This window comes from Hymenobacter sp. YIM 151500-1 (genome assembly GCF_025979885.1).
GTDB lineage: Bacteria > Bacteroidota > Bacteroidia > Cytophagales > Hymenobacteraceae > Hymenobacter.
Genome location: NZ_CP110139.1, coordinates 989527 through 1009403, shown reverse-complemented (window position 1 = coordinate 1009403; position 19877 = coordinate 989527). Strand labels below are relative to the sequence as shown.

Sequence of the window (19877 nt, the reverse complement as noted above, 5' to 3'; positions counted from 1 at the left end):
CCCGCTCCGGAAGCTTTACCTTGAGCGGTCTGCCGTTGGCTTACCTCTGCTTCTATGCTCGCCTTTATCCGGCGCCACCGCGTCGCGCTGCTGCACGCCTCGTTCTGGGGCGTGTATTTTTCCTTTTACTTCTACCAGTCTCAGCAGGAATACGACTGGCAGCAGGCGTTGCGCTTTGCGCTGCTGCCGCTGGTGTTCAACGCCACACTGGCCTACGCCAACTACTGCTACCTGCTGCCGCGCTGGCTGCACCAGAAAAACACGGGCCGCTACCTGCTGGAGTTTGCGGCGGCCTTCACGCTGGTCGTGACGCTGCGCGTGTACGCCCAGCGCTATTTTCTGTTCACCGACAACTCGGCCCAGCAGCGGGCCTACCTCTACTCCCCGGCCTACACGCTTTACACGGCGGTGGGCACGCTGTTCATTGTTTCCTTCGTGAGCATGCTGCGCTTTGCCACCGACTGGTTTGCGCTGGAGGCCCGTGCCAAGGCCATGGAAAACGAGCGGCTGCTGGCCGAGCTAAAGTTTCTGAAGGCCCAGATCAATCCGCACTTCCTCTTCAACACGCTCAACAACCTGTATTACCTGGCCTACACCCAGTCGCCCAACACCACGGAGGTCATCACCAAGCTCTCGCAGATGATGCGCTACATGCTTGACGACTCCAACCACCGGCAGGTGCTGCTCAGCAAGGAAATCGAGTACATGCAGAACTACATCAGCCTGGAAAAGCTGCGGCTCAACCACCCGATTCCTATTGACCTGACCGTGGAGGGGCCCGTGGAAGATGTGCGCATCGTCCCCCTGATTTTTATTACGTTTCTGGAAAATGCCTTTAAGCACGGCGTCAGCAACAACAACCCGGCCGCCTGGGTGCAGGCCGTAATTCGCCTGGCCGGCCCGGTGTGCGTGTTTACGGTTGAGAACAGCAAGACGCCGGCCGGCCAAACCACACCCGCGGCACCCGCCGGCCTGGGCCTGCACAACCTGCGGCGCCGACTGGAGCTGAGCTACCCCCGGCAGCACCACCTGGCCATTGACGACGAGCCCGACCGGTACCGCGTGCAACTTACCCTGCGCTTGTCGTGACTACTCCTTCCCTACTCCGCTGCCTTATCGTCGACGACGAGCCCCTGGCCCGCAACCTGCTGGAGGACTACGTGCGCAAGGTGCCGTTTCTGGCCTTGCAGGGCGCCTGTGCCAGTCCGCTGGCGGCCCTGGACGTGCTGCGCCGCCAGCCGGTGGAGCTGCTGTTGCTGGACGTGCACATGCCCGACATCATGGGCACCACCCTGCTGCGCATCCTGCCCCAAAAGCCCCTGGTGATTCTGACCACGGCCTACTCGGAGTACGCCCTCGAAAGCTACGAACTGGACGTGGTAGACTACTTGCTCAAGCCCATTACGCTGGAGCGTTTTCTGCGGGCCGTGCACAAAGCCGCCCAGCGCCTGCAAGCCCCTGCGCCGCCTTCCGTGCCCCCAGCCGCTCCGGCCGCCGATGCCCCGGCGCCGTTTGTGTTTGTGAAGGACGGAGCCAAGCTCATCAAAGTGCAGTGGGCCGACATCCTGTACGTGGAGGGCTTGAAGGATTACGTAACCATCCACACCCGCCAGCAGAAGATTGTGAGCTTGCAGCGGCTCAAGTCCCTGGAAGCCCAGCTACCGGCCCAGCAGTTTATCCGCATTCACCACTCCTACATCGTGGCTCTGGCCGGCATTGAGGTGGTGCACAAGGACCGGGTGCAGATTGGCGGCCGGCTGCTACCCATCAGCGACACCTACCGCCGGGCGTTTCAGGAGTTTGTCCGGCGCAACCATTTGCAGCCGGAGTAGGGGCGCGTGCGACGCGCCCCTACTCCGGCTGCAAATGGTTGAACGCCCCCGAAAGAACGTCCTGCTTCATCTGACAAGATGCTTCGGCTACGCCTCGGCATGACGGTCTTTCGTTGCCGTGCAACGACCGGGCGCGTGCGACGCGCCCCTACCGGCCCAGCAACTTGGCCACGTACTTGCCCACGATGTCGAACTCCAGGTTTACCGGGTCGCCGGGGCGCAGGTCCTGGAAGGTGGTGTGCTCGTAGGTGTAGGGGATGATGGCCACGGAGAAGCCGTCGTCGGTGGAGTTGAAGCACGTGAGGCTGGTGCCGTTGATGCAGATGGAGCCTTTCTCGACCGTGACGCGGCCGGGGCCGGGCTCGTGGCGGAAGCGGTACAGCCAGGAGCCCTGCTGGTCCTCCACTGCCTCGCAGGTGGCCGTCAGGTCCACGTGACCCTGCACAATGTGGCCGTCGAAGCGGCCACCCGCGGCCAGGCACCGCTCCAGGTTCACGCGGCGGCCGGGTGTCCAGGTACGCAAGTTGGTTTTGCGCAGGGTTTCGTCGATGGCCGTGACCGTGTGCGTGCCAGCCGCGGCATCCACGGCCACCACCGTCAGGCACACGCCGTCGTGGGCCACGCTCTGGTCAATCTTCAGCTCCTGGGCAAATGGCGTCGCCACGGTGAAATGCACGTTGGTGCCTTCGCGCCGCACGTCGCGGATAGTACCCAGGGCTTCAATGATTCCGGTGAACATGTAGTTAACGTGAGGAATGTGGGTGAATGTGAGAAATGTGGTAAATGTTCTGGCAACAACAGTGTTAGCCTGTAAATGGTGTGTGGTCTGTGACGAACTATTCATTTCTCACATTTCGCACATTTTCACATTCACCCACATTGCAATTATTTCCCTCTTCCCTCGATGATGATTTTGAGGGTGTAGAGCATGACGCGGAAGTCCATGGCCAGGCTCATGTTTTCGATGTAGAGGATGTCGTACTTGAGGCGCTCCACCATTTGCTGCACGGTTTCGGCGTAGCCGTACTTCACCTGGCCCAGGCTGGTGATACCGGGCCGCACGCGGTGCAGGTGGCGGTAGTGGGGCGCTACTTTCAGGATTTGGTCGATGTAGAACTGCCGCTCGGGCCGGGGGCCCACCAGGCTCATGTCGCCCTTGAGCACGTTCCAGAACTGGGGCAGCTCGTCGAGGCGGACTTTGCGCATGAAGCGGCCCCAGGGCGTGATGCGCGGGTCGTAGTCGGAGCTGAGGGCGGGACCCTGCCGCTCGGCGTCCTGGTACATCGACCGGAACTTGTAGATGCGGAAGGGCTGCCCGTGCCGCCCCACCCGCTCCTGGGCGTAGAAGATGGGCCCCGGCGACGACAGCCGCACCATGATGGCCGTGAAGGCGTACACCGGCCAGGCCAGCAGCAAAAATAGCCCCGCCAGCACCACGTCGAGCACGCGCTTGGTTACTTCCTGCCAGGGCGGCAGCAGGTCCTGCTTAATTTCGATGAGGGGCGTGCCGAACACGTGGCTTACCTTCACCGAGCCCAGCAGCATCTGGTAGAGGTCGGGCAGGATGCTGACGCGGGCGGGCGTGCCCTCCAGCAGGGTCAAGATTTCCTGGATGCGCAGGTGCTCCCAGGGCTCAATGGCAATAATAACCTGCTCGACGCGCTGCTTGCGGATGATGGCCGGCAGGCGCCGGAACGGGCCGCGGGCCGGCAGCTCGGCGGCCAGCCCGGCATCTACCGTCTCGCCCACCGTGGAAAAGCCGATGATGCGCAAACCCAGGTGGCGGCCGGTGCGGCGCAGCTCGTGGTAGGTGTCGCGGGCCAGGTCGTTGGAGCCCACCAGCAGGGTGTTGAAGTAGATGACGCCGCCCCGCACCAGGCGCTGCACGCTGGAAATGGCCCAGGTGCGCAGCACGGCCGTGATGGTGAAGTGCAGCAGGAAGTAGGCCGAAATCGTTTTGTAGTAGAGGCGGTAGTTGCTCACGCCCTCGTCGTCGAGCAGCAGGGCGAAGAAAATGACCACTGCCCCCAGCACCGACACCCGGCCCAGGCGGATGATTTCGCCCAGGCGTGACTTGCGGAAGATGTCGCGGTACTCGCCCATGAGGGCGTAGAGGGCAGTCCAGAACGAAGCCACCAGCGCAGCCGAGCCCGACACGAACAGCAGGGCATCTTCCACGAAGCGGTAGCCCTCGTTGATTTCGCGCAGCAGGTATTTGCGCAGCAGATAAAAGCACACCCACGCCAACAGGGCCGCCAGGAAGTCGGCGGCTATCAGCTTCAGTTTTTGGAAGGTGCGAATCAAGGGCAAGCAGAACAGCCCGGCTGGAGCCGGCAACAGGTGGGTTTTGTGGAGGCGAAACCGTAGTTTCGCGCTTCAGAAAAAAGCAGGGACCGGCCGCCAGGGCCGGTTTTACGGTGGGCAAAGGTAGACATTACCGGCAATCCGCGGGTCCTGCTGCTGCTCACTCCCCATGTCTACGCCCCTCACCGATACCTACCGGCACCGCGGCCTGCGCCGCACCTTGGTGGAGGAGTTGCGCCGCAAGGGCATCCGCGACGAGCGGGTGCTGGCGGCCCTGGGCACGGTGCCGCGCCACCTGTTTTTTGAGGCCGGCTTTCAGGTGCACGCCTACCAGGACAAAGCATTTCCCATCGGCGAGGGCCAAACCATTTCGCAGCCCTACACGGTGGCCTACCAAACCGAGCTGCTGCGCGTGCAGGCCCAGGACCGGGTGCTGGAAATCGGGACGGGCTCGGGCTACCAGTGCTGCGTGCTGCTGGAGTTGACGCCCCACGTGTTCAGCATCGAGTACAACGCGGTGCTGTTTGAGCGCACCCGCCGCCGCCTGGCCGGCCTGCACCGCGCGGCTCACCTGTTCTGCGGCGACGGCTCCCTAGGCCTGCCCCAGCACGCCCCCTTCGATAAAGTGCTGGTCACGGCCGGCGCCCCCGTCATTCCGCGGGCCCTGCTGCGCCAGCTGCGGGTGGGCGGCGCCTTGGTCATCCCCGTCGGCGACGAGCACAGCCAGCGCATGATGCGCGTGGTGCGCGAAAGTGAGGAAGAATTCTCCCGCGAAGTCTTCGACGAGTTCCGCTTTGTGCCCCTGCTGGGCAAAGGCGGCTGGGGAGAGTGAGGTGAGGAGGTGAGAGGTAACAAGTGACAGGTGACAGGTAACACGTCTGTCATGCTGAGCGAAGCCGGAGGCGAAGTCGAAGCATCTCTACTGCTAGCTAACTTCAATCGTGCAGACGAAGCGGGAGAGATGCTTCGGCTCCGCTCCGCTGCGCTCAGCATGACGGTTAGCCTCCAACGTCTGCACGCAGGATGCTTCGGCAAGCGGACGTTGGATGGAGCAGGACGTGCTTTTTACCACTGGCCATAACCTCTAGCAGGCATCTTTTCCTTACGGGAGGATGTACCCAAAGAATTGTGTTTCGGCTAGCACCCGGCAAGGTAGGCCGGCCCTTTACCACTGCTCACCGAACCGGGCCTCCGGGGCACCCTTCTTCTTTCTATATTGGCTTGCACGCGTCGGGCTGTCGGCAGCTCTTCGCACCCTTCTACCCTACCCTGTACTCCCATCTGCATGCAGAAAAAGCTACTCCTCTATTTTCTTCTCAGCGTAAGTTTTGTTTTCGGGGTAAGCCGCCCGGCCGCCGCCCAGCGCCCGGCCGTGGCGCGCGGCTGCGCCTTCGACAGCGTGCAGCAGGCCGAGTTTCGGCGCGACCCGGCAGCCGAACGCCGCTACACCACCTTTTTGCAGCAAGCCGCGGCGCTGGCAGCCGCTCAGGCCCGCGGGCAGCGGCCGGCGCCCGACGTAACCGTGCCCGTGGTGGTGCACATTATTCACGATGGCGGCAGCAGCAACATCACCGACGCTCAGGTGCTGGACGCCCTGCGGGTGGTCAACATCGACTTCAGCAAAAACAACCCCGACACCACGGCCATCATCCCGGCCTTTCAGCCCATTATTGCCGACGTGGGCTTCCGCTTCCGCCTGGCCAAGCTGGACCCCAGCGGGCAGTGCACCACTGGCATTACGCGCACGGTTTCGTCGCTAACTCAGGTGGGCGACGAGCAGGTGAAACAGCTGGTGCGCTGGGACCCCAACCGCTACGTGAACATCTGGGTGGTGGAGCGGGCCAACGGCGCCGGCGGCTACGCCTACCTGCCCTGCACCGGGGGGCCCTCGCGGGATGGAATTGTGGTGCGCCATGCCCAGTTTGGCTCCATCGGCACTGCCTTGGCGGCCAACCTGGCGGTTCGCACCCTCACGCACGAGCTAGGCCACTACTTCGGCCTGCTGCACACCTGGGGGCCCAGCAACTCGGCGGGCCAACCCGGTAATTGCAGCCTCAGCGACGGCGTGGCCGACACGCCGCCAACCACCGGTTCGGCGCCGGGGCAGTGCGACTTGTCGTTTGCTCCTTGCGGCGTGCTTTCCAACGTGCAGAACTACATGGACTACGCCACGTGCGGCGGCATGTTTACCAACGGCCAGAAGGCTCTGATGCGGGCCGCCCTGGCCCTGACGTGCCGCTCCACGCTGGTGTCGCCCGCCAATCTGCGCGCCACCGGCACCCAAGACGGCTACCACAACCCGGCCTGCCCGCCCGTGCCCATCTTGCAGTTCGCGTCTACTCCCGATGTGTGCGAGGGTGGTACGGTTGCTTTTTCAGCCGACGCCTACTACGCCCACGCTGACGATGCCACTACTAGCTTCCAGTGGTCGTTTCCGGGCGGGCAGCCGGCCGTTTCCACCGCCCGCCAGCCGCGCGTGCAGTACCGGGCCAGCGGCGTGTATCCCGTCACGCTCACGGTGAGCACACCCTCGGGCAGTGGCACCACCACGCGCTCCGCCGCAGTGCTCGTCAACGGCCCCACCACCGGCGAAACGGCCCCGCTGCGGGAGTCGTTTGAAAGCGCCACCTTCCCTATCAACGACCCCGCCGCGCTGCTGCGCAATTGGCGCATCAGCGCGGCCGGGGGCGCGGCCGGCACCAACCAGACCTTGCGCTGGGAACGGTTCAGTGGGGCGGGGGCCATCGTCAGCGACGGGCAGGCGGGCATGGTGCTGCGCAACTGGCAGCTGCGCGAGAACAACGTGAGTACGCTCACCTCGCCCAACATCAACCTGGCAGCTTTGCCAGGCCCGGCCCTGCTCACGTTTGACCGGGCCTACGCCCGCCTCTCCGTGAACGACCAAAGTGAGCTGCGAGTGACCTTTAGCGCTGATTGCGGCCGTACCTGGTCGGCCCCGCTGGTGTACGTGGCGGGCACCCTCAGCCACACCGGGCTGGTGACGAGCACTGAGTACGTGCCCCGCACGGCCGAGGAATGGCAGCCTATTTCCATTGTGGTACCGGCCGCATTCCAGGGCAGCTCCCAGTTTCAGGTGCGGCTGCAAATGCTCAATAGAGGCGGCAACAACGTCTACCTCGACAACTTCCGCCTGACGGCCATCGGCACCGATGCCAACGGCATTACCCTGTTTCCTAACCCGCTGACCGATAAGTCGGCTATTCACTTTGCCTTAGCCAGCGCGCAGAGCACGCAGGTCCGCATCACCGACATGCTGGGCCGATTGGTGGTTAGCTCGCCGGTGCAGGTGCTCGGGCCTGGCCGGCACGTGCTGCCCTTGCCGCGCCCGGCCCGCCTGATGGCCGGCGCCTACGTGGTGCATCTGCAACTCGGCGCAGCGTCTTACCCCATTCGGGTGCTGGTGCTGTAAGGGCGGCGCCTGGGTGGGGCGTTTTTCTGAGGTGTGACGGCGTACCAGCAGGGGCGCGGCATTTGCGGCGTGTACTTCTACCTTTGTACACTTCTTCGCTGCACTTCCTACACTGATGCGCAAACAAAAACCCGTCAAAGAATCCTTTGTGCGCATGACCGAGCTGGTCCTGCCCAACGACACCAACACGCTCAACAACCTGATGGGGGGCCGCATGATGCACCTCATGGACGTGGCCGCCGCCGTGTCGGCCCAGCGCCACTCCAACCGCATCGTCGTCACGGCTTCCGTCGACAACGTATCGTTTCGGGAGGGCATCAAGCTGGGCAACGTTGTGACCCTGGAAGCTCAGGTGACGCGGGCATTCAGCTCCAGCATGGAGGTGCACATCAACGTGTGGGCCGAAGACATTCCCAGCGGTACCAAGTTCAAGTCGAACGAGGCCTTCTTCACCTTCGTTGCCGTCGACCAGTCGGGCCGCCCCATCGACGTGCCGGAAGCCGCACCCGAAACGGAAGAGGAAATCCGCCTCTACGACGGCGCCCTGCGCCGCCGCCAACTGCGCCTTGTGCTGGGCGGCCGCATGAAGCCCCAGGAAGCCACCGAGCTGAAGGCCCTGTTTGAGATGGAGTAAACTAACTGACAACTGGCGGCAGACTTAGCCAGCTGTGCTGGCGCGTCTGCCCGCCGGTAAATGGGGCAAGTCTCCCGACTTGCGGCCGCCGAAGGCGGCCAGCCGGTACCGCGCCGTGTGGGTGCACGGCAAGACCAAAATGATGTAACGCGCCGTTCTACTTCGCGACGCGGTAGAACGGCGCCGAGCTGCGTCTGCTGGTCCCAGGGCTGAAGCCGTAGGTAACGAATAACGTTGAGCCCTGCATAGCCCACGGCTTCAGACATGAGGCCAAAATCAGGAAAACATGCGCAAAGCGGGAGATTAACGCCACATCCACGCGGCGCAGTCCCGAATGGCCGCCAGCGGCGGCCGCAAGTCGGGAGACTTGCCCCATTTACCGGCGGGCAGACGCGCCAGCACAGCTGGCTAAGTCTGCCGCCAGCTTTTTCTATCTTCCCAATATGGATACCGCTTCTACCCTCGCCTTCTTCCAGAACTTCTACGCCGATACCTCGCTGTATGTAGTACCGGAGCCAGCCAGCGCGGCGGTTACGCCAGTCCCGGCCGAAGTACCGCCACCCGCTGCCGCAGAGGCTCCCGCTGCAACGCCGGTTACGGCGGCGGTACCAGTAGCTACGGCTCCGGCCCAACCGCCAGCCGTGCCGCCTATGCCTTCTATTTCGGCACCGCATCCGGCACCGCTAGTCGTTCCGGTAGCTGCTGTGGCCGCCATTCCGCCAGTGCCGATGCCGACGGCCACACCAGTTGCGCCGCCAGCCGCCACTGCTCCGGTTGTTCCGGAGGTTCCCGCCACGGCGCCGCGCCAGCCGGGGCAGGCTACGGTGGCCGAGCTGCCGGCCGCGGCGCCCGCGCCGGCCGGGCGGGTGCAGCCCACGCCCACCCAGTCGCCGGTGGCGCATATCCCGTTCTCGACGCTGGGCAGCAACCCCAACGGCCTCATTGTCCTGGTGCGTCTCACGCCAGAGGAGTTCCGCAAGCTGCCGCGCAACGTGTTCCTCAACAACCTGCTGAAAGCCATCCGGCTGATTATGGAAGATGTGGTGCTGGTGAACGTGGAGCACCCCAGCTACCCCGTGGCCTTGTGCACCCTGCGCCAGACCATGGCGGCCCGGCAGTTCCTGGCCTTCGGCAAAAACCTGCTCGACGTGGCCGTGTACACCACCCAGCCCTACGAGCCCGTTCTCTTGTTCGGCGACACCGCCTTCCTCGGCGCCGGCGAAATCAGCATGCTCGAATACGACGCCGGCCGCAAAAAGCAGCTCTGGCAAGCCATCCAGCGAATGTTTATGAGCTAGGGGCTTAGGGGCTTAGGGGCTTAGGGGCTTAGGGGCTTAGGGGCTTAGGGGCTTAGGGGCTTAGGGGCTTAGGGGCTTAGGGCGTATGTTTTCCGGATTCTTGGGTTACAAAAAAGGCGACTCTTCCTATAGGAAGAGTCGCCTTTTTTTGTTGTCGGCTCGAAAATCTAAGTCCCTAAGACCCCAAGCCCCTATTTCAACACCGACGCCAGCGTGGCTTCCAGGTTGGGGCCGCGGAGCTGCTCGTTTTTGGCGATGATGCGGCCTTGGGGGTCGAGCAGGTAGGACTGGGGAATGGCGCGCACGCCGTAGGTCTGGCCGGCGGCGCTTTCCCAGCCTTTCAGGTCCGAGACGTGGGTCCAGGTAAGATTGTCCTTCTGAATGGCTTTCAGCCACTTGTCCCGGTCCTGGTCGAAGCTCACGCTGTAGATTTCAAAGCCTTTGTTTTTGAATTTCTGGTAGGCGGCCACCACGTTGGGGTTTTCCTGGCGGCAAGGGCCGCACCAGGAAGCCCAGAAATCGAGCAGCACATATTTGCCGCGCAGGCTGCTCAGGTTCACGGCTTTGCCCTCGGGCGTGGGCAGGCTGATATCGGGGGCCTGCACGCCCACTACGGTGGTTCGCAGCGGCTCCAGCTTGGCTACCAGCGTTTTGGTGTAGCGGGAGTCGGGGCGGGTTTTCTTCAGCTCGGTAGCCACCGAGTCGGCCAGCGTGAAGTTGTCGTCGGGGTTCATCATGCTGCCCACCACAAACGCCGACACCACCGAGCCGGGGTTCTGGCGCACGAGGCGGCGCAGGCTGGCCGTGCTCTGGTTTTGCAGGTCCAGGGCCCGCTGCTGCAACACTACCAGCGAGTCGCGACGGTTCTGCTGGCTGTTGCTGGTGAAGCGCTGCTCCAGGCGCTGCATCTGCTGGCGCGACTGTTCGATGGTGCGGCTTAGCTGCTGGAGCATCTCCGAGTCGCGGGAGCCGCGCACGGTGTAGGTCTGGCCCAGCTGCTGGGCGTTGCCGGTCAGCTCCACGCGCGCACCGTTTTCCAGGGCCAGCATCACCTGGTTCTGGTCGTTGATTTTGACCTGATAAATACCCGCCTCAGGCAGGGTGCCCGTGAAGCGGAAATTGCCTTTGTCATCGACCGTGGCCGTGTCGCGCGACACCAGCTGGGTTTCGCCCAGCTCGGCCAGGTACACCTTGGTGCCGGTCGGGGCGTTTTGCAGCTGCCCGCTGACCTGATAGCTGCTGGCGTCGGTGGCGGCACCCGTGGTGGGCGGGGTGTTTTTGTTACAGGCGTTGGCCATGCCCAGCAAGGCCCCCAGGTACAGAAAGCTCTTCATTTTATGCATCAGTCGGAAGGCAAGCCAGCCCGCAGGCCGGCAGTCGAATAGTCGGAACGTGCGAAACCGCGCCGCAAGTTGCCAAATTTACCCGGAACAGCCCGGCCGCCTGATAACCGACCCGCCTTGCCCCCGGTTCCGGCCCGTCGAGTTTTGCCGCGCCTACCTGGCTGGCAGCAGCTGAGCCAGCCGCTTTTCCAGCGCCTCGGCCCGCAGGTTACGGGACAGGATGCGCCCGTTGGGGTCGATGAGCACAGTGGTGGGCACGGCCAGCACCCCGTAGAGCTGGGCCGGCCGCGAGTCCCAGCCTTTCAGATCCGACACCTGCGGCCAGGGCAGCTGGTCCTGGGTTACGGCCTTCTGCCACTTGCCCGCGTCGCTGTCCACCGACACGCTCACAATTTCCAGGCCCCGGCTCTGGTACTGCCCGTAGAGCTTGCGCAGGCGCGGGTTTTCCTGGCGGCAGGGGCCGCACCACGAGGCCCAGAAATCCACCAGCACGTACTTGCCGCGCAAGCTGCTGAGCGTGAAGGACTGGCCCGCCACGGTGGGCAGGGTGAAATCGGGGGCTTCTTCCCCACCCTTCTCGGTGAGGGCGGCCGTGCGCACGCGCTGGGTCAGGGCCTGGGTTTCGGCCAGAGCGGGCTGGCGCGCGGCCAGTACCGTGGTCATCGAGTCAACGAAGGGCTGCTGGCTGGCCTGGCGGCTCAGGTAGTTTTTGGTCAGGTAGGCGGCCAGAAAATCGTCGGGGGTGCGGCGCACCAGGGCCCGCAGCTGGCGTAAGCCCCGGTGCTCGGCCGGCAGCTGGGCCACACCGATGATGTAGGGATTAATCTTTTCCCGGAACTCCTGCCAATGCTCCACGCCCACCGAGCCCTGGGCCGTGAACCGGGCCCGGCCTTTTTTGTCGTAAGCCAGCGTGCAGGTCAGCTCGTCGCCGGGGTGCAGGGGCACTTGGTACAGGGCCTTCTGGCCGCCTATTTTGAGCGAGGCCATGATGGGAGCAGGCAGCTCCCCGCGCAGCTCACAGCGCCCCGCCGCATCCACCACGGCCGAGTCGAGTGTGCGCCACGCGTCGCGGTAGTGGGTGAGGTAGAGCGTGGTGCCGGGTGCCACGTTGCCAAGCTGGACGTGCACCACGTAAGCGGGTGGCGCGGGCATCAGGCCGAGCCAGAATGATAGTAAAGAGGTTATCATATAGCAGGAGTCGAAACAAAGCACACTGTGCTGAGTAAGCAGGTTCTAGCCTCTATATACAATTTTCTTTATAACACAAATGGTGCTTGCCTTCCCTGGCTTCCCTGGCGCGAGGTTAGCGCAGCGTACCTCGTGCCGAGAATGACGGGAGGCTGAGCCTCCCCACGCCAGAACGACTGACGCCAGCACGGCCCGGTGCCGCCTTGCCGCTGGTGCGGCAGTGGAGGCCCAGCCTCCACTTCATGCTCAGGCACGAGGTACGCTGCGCTAACCTCGCGCCAGGGAAGCCAGGGAAGGTATTCAAAACGCAAAAACCACCAGTGGCGGACTGGTGGTTTTTACCGAAAATAAGTACAACTGCCTACGCCTCCAACTTCTGGCGCAGGAGCTGGTTGGCCAGCTTGGGGTCGGCTTTGCCACCGGTCAGCTTCATCAGCTCGCCCATAAACATGCCGGTCAGCGACTTTTTGCCGGCCCGGTACTCGGCCACCTTGGCCGGGTTGGCGTCGAGCACCTGCTGCACCATGGCTTCCAGGGCTCCGGCATCCTGGGGCTGCTGTAGCAGGCCCAGGGCTTCGGCGGCAGCGGCGGCAGTTTGCTCGGGGTGGTCGAGCAGGTAGGGAAACAGCTGCTTGCTGGCTACCGAGTGGCCGACTTTGCCTTCGTCGATAAGCTGGATAATGCCGGCCAGGTGCTGGGGCGTCAGCGGGAACTGGTCCAGGGTCAGGGCCCGCTCGTTGAGGTAGGCTTTCACCGGACCGGTGGTCCAGTTGGCGGCGGCTTTGGCGTTGGGCGTCAGGCGGGTCAGCTCGTCGAAGAACAGGGCCACGTCCTTGTCGGCGGTGAGCACTGTGGCGTCGTAGTCCGATAGGCCCAGCTCGCCGGTGAAGCGGGCGTAGAGCTGCTGGGGCAGGGCCGGCAGCTCGGCCTGCACCCGGTGCAGCCACTCGTCGTCGATAACCACCGGGGGCAGGTCGGGCTCGGGGAAGTAGCGGTAGTCGTTCATCGTCTCCTTGCTACGCTGCCCGCTGGTGGTGCCGGTGGCCGCGTCGAAGCCGCGGGTTTCGCTGTCCACCTCGCCGCCAGCTTCCAGGATGGCAATCTGCCGCTCCACTTCGTACTCGATGGCTCGCTGCACGTTGCGGAAGGAATTCATGTTCTTGACTTCTACCTTGGTGCCGAATTTCGCGGCCCCGCGCAGCATCACCGAGATGTTGGCGTCGCAGCGCAGGGAGCCTTCCTCCATATTGCCGTCGCAGATGCCCAGGTACTGCACCAACTTCTTGATTTCCGAGAGGTAGGCGTAGGCTTCCTCCGAGGTCCGGATGTCGGGCTCCGACACAATTTCGATAAGCGGCACGCCGGCCCGGTTCAAATCCACGAGGGTTTCCGTCTCGCCGGCCAGGTGCATGCTCTTGCCCGCGTCCTCTTCCATGTGGATGCGGGTAATGCCGATGTGCTTGGTGGCACCATCGGGGAGGCGGATTTCCACGTGGCCGCCGGTGCAGATGGGGGTTTTGTCCTGGGTAATCTGGTAACCCTTGGGCAGGTCGGGGTAGAAGTAATTTTTGCGCGCAAACAGGTTGTCGCGGCGGATGTGGCAGCTCGTGGCCAGGCCCATTTTCATGGCGTACTCCACGGCCGTGTAGTTTACCCGCGGCAAGGTGCCGGGGTGGCCCAGGGTAATGACGCTCAGGTTGTTGTTGGGCAGGGCGCCGTACTCGTTTTCGTCCGAGGAGTACATCTTGCTGCGCGTGAGCAGCTGGGCGTGCACTTCGAGGCCGATGACGGGCTGGTATTTCTGTTTGATGCTCTCGTCCATAGAATCGAATCGCAGATTCGCGCTGATTTTACTGGTAGCGCTGATTTCTGACGCAAGGTAACGAGGATGGGCAAGTTTCCCGCCGCCCCGCCTGCTCCCCTACCGCTACCGGCCGGGCCAGCTGTGGCCCCCACCACGCCACTCGTTGGTCGAGGCCTGGACCGGTTTGGGCGGGTTTTCACTCCCGATCCTCGAAACGGCCCATAGCGGAGCTTGAACTCCACCCGCCCTGCCGCGACTTTTGAGAATGCAATTCTTTCTTCTGCTGTGGCTGAGCCAGCAGCCTTCGCTGCTCGACACTGAGCAGGGCCTTCAGAAGCTGATACAAACGGCCCTGGCCCTCACCCACGATGCGTCCCGCCCGCTGGTGCCCTACGAGCACAGCCTGCTCAGCATGCTGGCCCGCCATGAACTCACCGTAGGCCACGTGCTGGCGTATTTGCGAGAACACGACCAGGCGTAACCGCCGGTTTTCCCTGACTCAAGAGCAGGTTTCACGTCAGTGCCCGGCTGTAGAAACCCATCATAGTGCGTCTCCACAGCCGGGCACTGACGTGGCTCTAATTGTAAACGCGCCCTAGCCCACTCAGTCGTTGAACACCGGAATGTAGGTGGCCTGCAAGGCGTTGGCGGCCTGGTTGAAGGCCTGGCTCAGCTTCTGGTTCTGGGTATTGTACACGTTGATGAAGCCGTTCATCCGGTCGGCTTCGGCCTTGGTGAGCCCGTTTTTGCGTTCCATCAGCGGCTTCATCTGGGCGGCCTGGTCGGCGGCAAAGGAGGCGTAGAACTTCACCAGGTTGCGGGCCGCGTCGCGGTAACGGGCGTCCTTGCCGCGAAAAGCCGGCAGGGCGGCCAGCTCGGCGGTGGCCTTTTGAGCATCTTCGATGAGCTGGAGGCGGGCGACTTCAAACGCGGCCTGGTCCTGGGCCGTGAGGGCGTCGGTGAGGCGGGCAGTGGCTTTTTCGGTGCGGAACTGGGCCAGGTACACCTTGTGCAGGTAGCTATTCACCTCCGATACCTGCCGCATGTACTGGGCCAGGCGCTTGCCTTCGGGGTCTTCCGAGAGGGTCATGCCGTGGCGCCGGGCAAACCGCTGCTGGGCCGCGTCCACCGAGTCGTTGACGACTTGCAGCTTGGCTTCGGCAATTTCCTGGAGCTTGAAGTACTGCTCCATGTTCTCGACGGTGGCCGTGCGCGTGGCCGCCAGCAAGTCCACGGCCTTGTAGTCTTCGGAGTACACCTTCAGCAGCTGATACAGGGCCTCGGTGGCTACAGCCAGGCAGCATTGCAGCGTTACGCCGGAAACTTCAACTGACTACCCCAGCCCCTGCCCTACCAGCGCCTCGGCCCGGCCGATGGCGGCGCTGAGGCCGGCAGCATTCTTACCCCCGGCCGTGGCGAAGAAGGGCTGGCCGCCGCCCCCACCCTGGATTTCCTTAGCCAGCTCGCGCACCAGGGTGGTAGCGTTGAGCTTGCCGGCTTTAGCCAACTCGTCGTCCAGCATCACGGCCAGTTGGGGCTTGCCGTCGATGTCGGCGCCGAGTACGGCTACCAGGTTGGGCACGGTTTGGCGCAGGTCGTAGGCCAGCTTTTTGAGGGCGTCGGCGGAGGCGGCCTGCACCTGGGCGGCCAGGAAGTTTACACCGTGCAGGGGTTTTACCTGGACGGCCAGCTGCTCTTTCTGCTGGTTGATGCTCTGCTGGGCAAACTGCTCGATCTGCTTGCGCAGGCCGGCCATTTCCTCGCTCTGCTTCTCGATGCTGGGAATAAGGTGCTGGGGGTTTCCGAGGGCCTCGCGCACCTGCTGCAACAGGTCGAGCTGCTGGTTGACGTAGGCTTCGGCGGCCTCGGCCGTTACGGCCTCGATGCGGCGGACGCCGGCGCCCACGGCACTTTCACTCGTGATTTTGAAGAAGCCAATGTCGCCGGTGGTGCGCACGTGGGTGCCCCCGCACAGCTCCACCGAGAAGCCGGGGTCGAAGGTGATGACGCGCACGAAGTCGCCGTACTTCTCCCCAAACAAGGCCGTGGCGCCCAGGCTCTTGGCCTCGTCGATGGGCACGTTGCGGCGCTCATCCAGCGGAATCTGCTGGCGGATTTTCTGGTTCACCAGGGTTTCCACCTGCCGCAGCTGGTCGTCGGTTACTTTGGTGAAGTGGCTGAAGTCGAAGCGCAGCAGCTTTTCATTCACCAAGGAGCCTTTCTGCTGCACGTGCGGGCCCACCACCTCGCGCAGGGCGGCTTGCAACAAGTGCGTGGCCGTGTGGTTGCGCCGGATCTGGTCTTTGCGGGCCGCGTCGTAGCGGGCCGTAAACTCGGCGTCCAGATCCTGGGGCAGGTCCAGCACGGTGTGCACGATGAGGTCATTTTCCTTTTTGGTGTCCAGCACCCGCACCTTGCTCAGGTCCGATTCCAGGTAGCCCGTGTCGCCCACCTGTCCGCCCGACTCGGCGTAGAACGGGGTTTGGTCGAGCACCACCTGGTACTCGGTTTTGCCTTTGCGGTCGGTGCGGCGGTAGCGCAGGATGCGGGCCGGGGCCTGCTCCTGGTCGTAGCCCACAAACTGCGGCTGCTCCTCGGCATCGTGCACCGTCACCCAGTCGCTCTGCTCGGCTTCCTGGGCGTTACGGGAGCGGTTTTTCTGCTGCTCCAGCTCCTGCTGGAAGCCCTCTGCGTCCACCGAAAGACCCTTTTCGCGAGCAATCAGGGCCGTGAGGTCCAGGGGGAAACCGAAGGTGTCGCTCAGCTCGAAGGCGGTTTTGCCGTCGATGCGGCCTCCGTTCTGGCGGAAGCTTTCTTCCAGGCTTTCGAGGCGGCGCAGGCCGTTTTCCAGGGTTTTCAGGAAGCTGATTTCTTCTTCTTCGATGACGCGCTGCACGAACTGCTGCTGCTGCTTCAGCTCGGGGAAGATGGCGCGCATCTGGTCGGCCAGCACGGGCACCAGCGTGTACAGGAAGGGCTGCTTGAAGCCCAGGCTCGAGAACTGGTAGCGCACGGCCCGGCGCAGGATGCGGCGAATCACGTAGCCGGCCTTCACGTTGGAGGGCAGCTGCCCATCGGCAATGGTAAAGGCAATGGCGCGCACGTGGTCGGCCAGCACCCGCATGGCAATGTCCGTTTTCTCCATGCCCCCGGTGTAAGCTACGCCGGCCGCCTCCGAGATAAACCGAATCAGGGGCTGGAACACGTCGGTGTCGTAGTTCGACTTCACCCCCGACACGGCCATCATCAGGCGCTCGAAGCCCATGCCCGTGTCGACGTGCTGCTGGGGCAGCTTGATGAGGCTCTTGTCGGCCAGGCGCTGGAACTCCATGAACACGTTGTTCCAGATTTCGACCACCTGCGGGTGGTCGGCATTCACCAGCTCGCGGCCGGGCGTGGCGGCCACCTCGGCCTCGTCGCGCAGGTCGATGTGGATTTCGGTGCAGGGGCCGCAGGGGCCCGTGTCGCCCATCTCCCAGAAGTTGTCCTTCTTATTGCCGGGCAAGATTCGGTCGTCGGAGGTGTACTGCCGCCACAGCTGCTGGGTCTCGGTGTCGGCGCCCAGGCCGTCGCCCGCGTCGCCCTCGAAGTAGGTGACGTAGAGGCGGTCTTTGGGCAACTGGTAGACTTCGGTGAGCAGCTCCCAGGCCCAGGCAATGGCTTCGGTTTTGAAGTAGTCACCAAACGACCAGTTGCCCAGCATCTCGAACAGGGTGTGGTGGTAGGTGTCGTAGCCTACCTCTTCCAGGTCGTTGTGCTTGCCGCTCACGCGCAGGCACTTCTGGGTGTCGGCCACGCGCTGGTGAGGGGCGGGCTTATTGCCGAGAAAGTAATCCTTGAACGGGGCCATGCCCGAGTTGATGAACAGCAGCGTGGGGTCGTCTTTGACCACGAGCGGGGCCGAGGGCACGATGTGGTGGCCTTTGGAAGCAAAGAAATCCAGGAATTGCTGGCGGACGTGGGAGGCGGTAGGGAGCATAGTAGGGGCGCGTTGCACGCGCCCGCCGCCCCAACGGCACCGGACGCGCCCGGACGCTAACGGTAAATTGGCCGAAGCCGGGTTTTTAGTTACTTTTCGACCTCCGACACCACCGCAGCGGCCTGGCAGAAGTCATTTCGGCAAAAGTAGCCACTTCAACCCGAAGATGGAACGCAGCCTACGTCGTAGCCTGCTTCATCTGTTGCGGAGGCCATGATACCCTACCAAACCGGGCGCGTGCGACGCGCCCCTACGTATGCCCTACAAAGAGCGCGACATCGAAAAGCAGTATTTCACCATCGGTGAGGTGGCGGCCCAGTTCAACGTGGCCCCGTCGCTGATTCGGTTCTGGGAGACGGAGTTTGAGGAGCTGCGCCCGCGCAAAAGCAAGAAGGGCAACCGCCTCTACACGCCCCAGGACATCGACATCTTCCGCACCATCTACCACCTGGTGAAGGAGCGCGGCTATACCATCCCCGGCGCCCGCGACATGCTCAAGCAGAAAGGCCCCCAGCTCAAGGAAAAAATCGACGTGATTCAAAGCCTGGAAAAGGTGCGCAAGTTTCTGGTGGATATGAAAAAGGAGCTGGAGGTGCTGGGAAGAGGCTGACCTCACTCCCTAGCCCCCTCTCCAAAAGAGAGGGGACTAGCCTTCCAGCTGCCTCACCCCCAACCCCCTCTCCGAAAAAAGAGAGGGGGCTCTAGTTCTAAAAAGTAGTTTCCAACTTACCTTCTTATACCTCATCACCCGTTAGATTTTCTAGCTCTAGAAAGCTAAAAACTAGTTCCCCCTCTCTTTTGGAGAGGGGGCTAGGGGGTGAGGTCCACCACATGCCCGACACTGATACCCTCCTCCACGAAGTCGCCCTTACGTTATTCCCCGGCATCGGGCCGCAGCTGACGCGGCAGCTGATGAGCTATGGGGGCTCAGCCCGGAACGTACTGCATCTGCCGCCGGGCAAGCTGCGCAAGATTCCGGGCGTGGGGCCGGCTACGGTGGCGGTGCTCACGGGGCCGGAGCGCACCGCGGCCCTGAAGCGGGCCGAGGACACGCTGCGTAAGGCCGAGAAAGACGGGGTGCAGCTCTTATTTTACACCAGTAAGCAGTTCCCGGCGCGGCTCAAGCAGCTGCCCGATGCGCCGGTGCTGCTCTACTACCAGGGCACGGCCGACCTCAACCACCCCAAAACCGTGGCTCTGGTGGGCACCCGCCAGGCCACCGACTACGGCCGGGAGCAAACCGAGCGGCTGGTGCGCGGCCTTGTTTCGCACCGCCCCCTGGTGGTGAGCGGCCTGGCCTACGGCATCGATATTGCGGCCCACCGCGCCGCCTTGCAGGAAGGCCTGGAGACAGTGGGCGTCATGGCCACCGGCCTCGACGTTATCTACCCCGCCGCCCACCGCAAAACCGCCGAGAAAATGCTGACTCAGGGCGGCCTGCTCACAGAATTTCCCTTCGGCACCCAGCCCGACAAGTACAACTTTCCCGCCCGCAACCGCATCATTGCCGGCCTCGCCGATGGCACCGTGGTAGTGGAAGCGGCTAAGAAAGGCGGCGCCCTCATCACCGCCGACCTGGCCCAGGGCTACGACCGGGACGTGCTGGCCGTGCCCGGCTCGCTGGGCTCGGCGGCCTCCGAGGGCTGCCACGAGCTGATTAAAGCCAACAAAGCCGCCCTCTACTCCGAACCCCGCGACTTGGAGCAGCTGCTGAACTGGGACGCCGCTCTCCACCTCAACGGCAAGTTCAAAGGCCCCACCGTTTTCGACCCCGATGATTTCACGCCCGAGGAATTTGGTGTGCTGAGTGTGCTGCAAGCCACCAAGGAAGAGCACATGGACAACTTGGCCTGGAAAACCCAGCTGCCCGTGCACCAGGTAGCCACCCTGCTGCTGGGCCTGGAGTTTCGGGGCGTGGTAAAGGCCCTGCCTGGCAAGCGGTTCGTGCTGGTGTAGCGGTTTTGACCGCTGCGAAATGTAACGCGAAGCTGTACTTCGCGAAGCAGCAGAACGATGTTGTATGAAAAACGCACACGGCATGGACGCCTCGCGAAGTACATCTTCG

Annotated in this window: 16 protein-coding genes; 9 read left to right on the top strand and 7 right to left on the bottom strand. The window is 63.4% G+C overall.

From position 1 onward, the window contains the following. The first annotated feature begins 54 nt into the window (after positions 1–54). Together OIS53_RS04070 and OIS53_RS04065 are read left to right on the top strand one after the other, a co-directional pair. Positions 55–1089, top strand: coding sequence for a sensor histidine kinase (locus tag OIS53_RS04070; protein WP_264681117.1), 1035 nt, complete (start codon positions 55–57; stop codon positions 1087–1089). Continuing rightward, a complete protein-coding gene (locus OIS53_RS04065) occupies positions 1086–1832 on the top strand; it encodes a LytR/AlgR family response regulator transcription factor (protein ID WP_264681116.1) in 747 nt (248 codons plus the stop codon). Before OIS53_RS04070 ends, OIS53_RS04065 begins: the two co-directional genes overlap by 4 nt. A 148-nt stretch (positions 1833–1980) precedes the next feature. On the opposite strand, the gene OIS53_RS04060 is transcribed toward OIS53_RS04065, so the two are convergent. Both OIS53_RS04060 and OIS53_RS04055 read right to left on the bottom strand, forming a co-directional pair. After that, a complete protein-coding gene (locus OIS53_RS04060) occupies positions 1981–2571 on the bottom strand; it encodes a riboflavin synthase (RefSeq protein ID WP_264681115.1) in 591 nt (196 codons plus the stop codon). A gap of 146 nt (positions 2572–2717) precedes the next feature. Continuing rightward, the gene (locus OIS53_RS04055) at positions 2718–4136 is read right to left on the bottom strand and encodes a sugar transferase (protein WP_264681114.1); all 1419 of its coding nucleotides are present in this window, start codon (positions 4134–4136) and stop codon (positions 2718–2720) included. A 169-nt stretch (positions 4137–4305) separates the two neighbouring features. Here OIS53_RS04055 and OIS53_RS04050 point away from each other — a divergent pair, with 169 nt between their 5' ends. From OIS53_RS04050 to OIS53_RS04035, 4 genes are all read left to right on the top strand, one after another. Then, positions 4306–4968 (top strand): protein-L-isoaspartate(D-aspartate) O-methyltransferase, encoded by a 663-nt coding sequence (locus OIS53_RS04050; protein ID WP_264681113.1) that lies wholly within the window; start codon positions 4306–4308, stop codon positions 4966–4968. Positions 4969–5421: 453 nt separating this feature from the next. Beyond that, positions 5422–7566 carry a M43 family zinc metalloprotease gene (locus tag OIS53_RS04045; RefSeq protein WP_264681112.1) on the top strand — a complete coding sequence of 715 codons (2145 nt, stop codon included), beginning with the start codon at positions 5422–5424 and terminating at the stop codon, positions 7564–7566. Between the two features lie 115 nt (positions 7567–7681). Next, the gene (locus OIS53_RS04040) at positions 7682–8200 is read left to right on the top strand and encodes an acyl-CoA thioesterase (protein ID WP_264681111.1); all 519 of its coding nucleotides are present in this window, start codon (positions 7682–7684) and stop codon (positions 8198–8200) included. A gap of 443 nt (positions 8201–8643) precedes the next feature. Beyond that, entirely contained in the window at positions 8644–9498 is an 855-nt protein-coding gene (locus OIS53_RS04035; protein ID WP_264681110.1) for a hypothetical protein, read from the top strand. Between the two features lie 191 nt (positions 9499–9689). Here OIS53_RS04035 and OIS53_RS04030 read toward each other — a convergent pair whose 3' ends face one another. The 3 genes from OIS53_RS04030 to gatB form a co-directional block, all read right to left on the bottom strand. Beyond that, the gene (locus tag OIS53_RS04030; RefSeq protein ID WP_264681109.1) at positions 9690–10841 is read right to left on the bottom strand and encodes a redoxin domain-containing protein; all 1152 of its coding nucleotides are present in this window, start codon (positions 10839–10841) and stop codon (positions 9690–9692) included. Between the two features lie 153 nt (positions 10842–10994). Continuing rightward, on the bottom strand, positions 10995–12029 hold the full coding sequence (locus tag OIS53_RS04025) for an AhpC/TSA family protein (RefSeq protein WP_264681108.1): 1035 nt from the start codon (positions 12027–12029) through the stop codon (positions 10995–10997). Between the two features lie 361 nt (positions 12030–12390). After that, on the bottom strand, positions 12391–13851 hold the full coding sequence (gene gatB, locus OIS53_RS04020; RefSeq protein ID WP_264681107.1) for an Asp-tRNA(Asn)/Glu-tRNA(Gln) amidotransferase subunit GatB: 1461 nt from the start codon (positions 13849–13851) through the stop codon (positions 12391–12393). A 247-nt stretch (positions 13852–14098) separates the two neighbouring features. Here gatB and OIS53_RS04015 point away from each other — a divergent pair, with 247 nt between their 5' ends. Next, a complete protein-coding gene (locus OIS53_RS04015) occupies positions 14099–14314 on the top strand; it encodes a hypothetical protein (protein WP_264681106.1) in 216 nt (71 codons plus the stop codon). A gap of 123 nt (positions 14315–14437) precedes the next feature. Here OIS53_RS04015 and OIS53_RS04010 read toward each other — a convergent pair whose 3' ends face one another. Both OIS53_RS04010 and alaS read right to left on the bottom strand, forming a co-directional pair. Further along, positions 14438–15091: an LIC11966 family surface protein gene (locus OIS53_RS04010; RefSeq protein ID WP_264681105.1), complete on the bottom strand. Its 654-nt coding sequence runs from the start codon at positions 15089–15091 to the stop codon at positions 14438–14440. 75 nt (positions 15092–15166) lie between these two features. After that, entirely contained in the window at positions 15167–17812 is a 2646-nt protein-coding gene (gene alaS, locus OIS53_RS04005) for an alanine--tRNA ligase (protein ID WP_264681104.1), read from the bottom strand. 256 nt (positions 17813–18068) lie between these two features. Here alaS and OIS53_RS04000 point away from each other — a divergent pair, with 256 nt between their 5' ends. Then, positions 18069–18422: a MerR family transcriptional regulator gene (locus OIS53_RS04000; RefSeq protein WP_264681103.1), complete on the top strand. Its 354-nt coding sequence runs from the start codon at positions 18069–18071 to the stop codon at positions 18420–18422. A gap of 221 nt (positions 18423–18643) precedes the next feature. Beyond that, a complete protein-coding gene (gene dprA / locus OIS53_RS03995; protein WP_264681102.1) occupies positions 18644–19768 on the top strand; it encodes a DNA-processing protein DprA in 1125 nt (374 codons plus the stop codon). Positions 19769–19877: the final 109 nt, after the last annotated feature.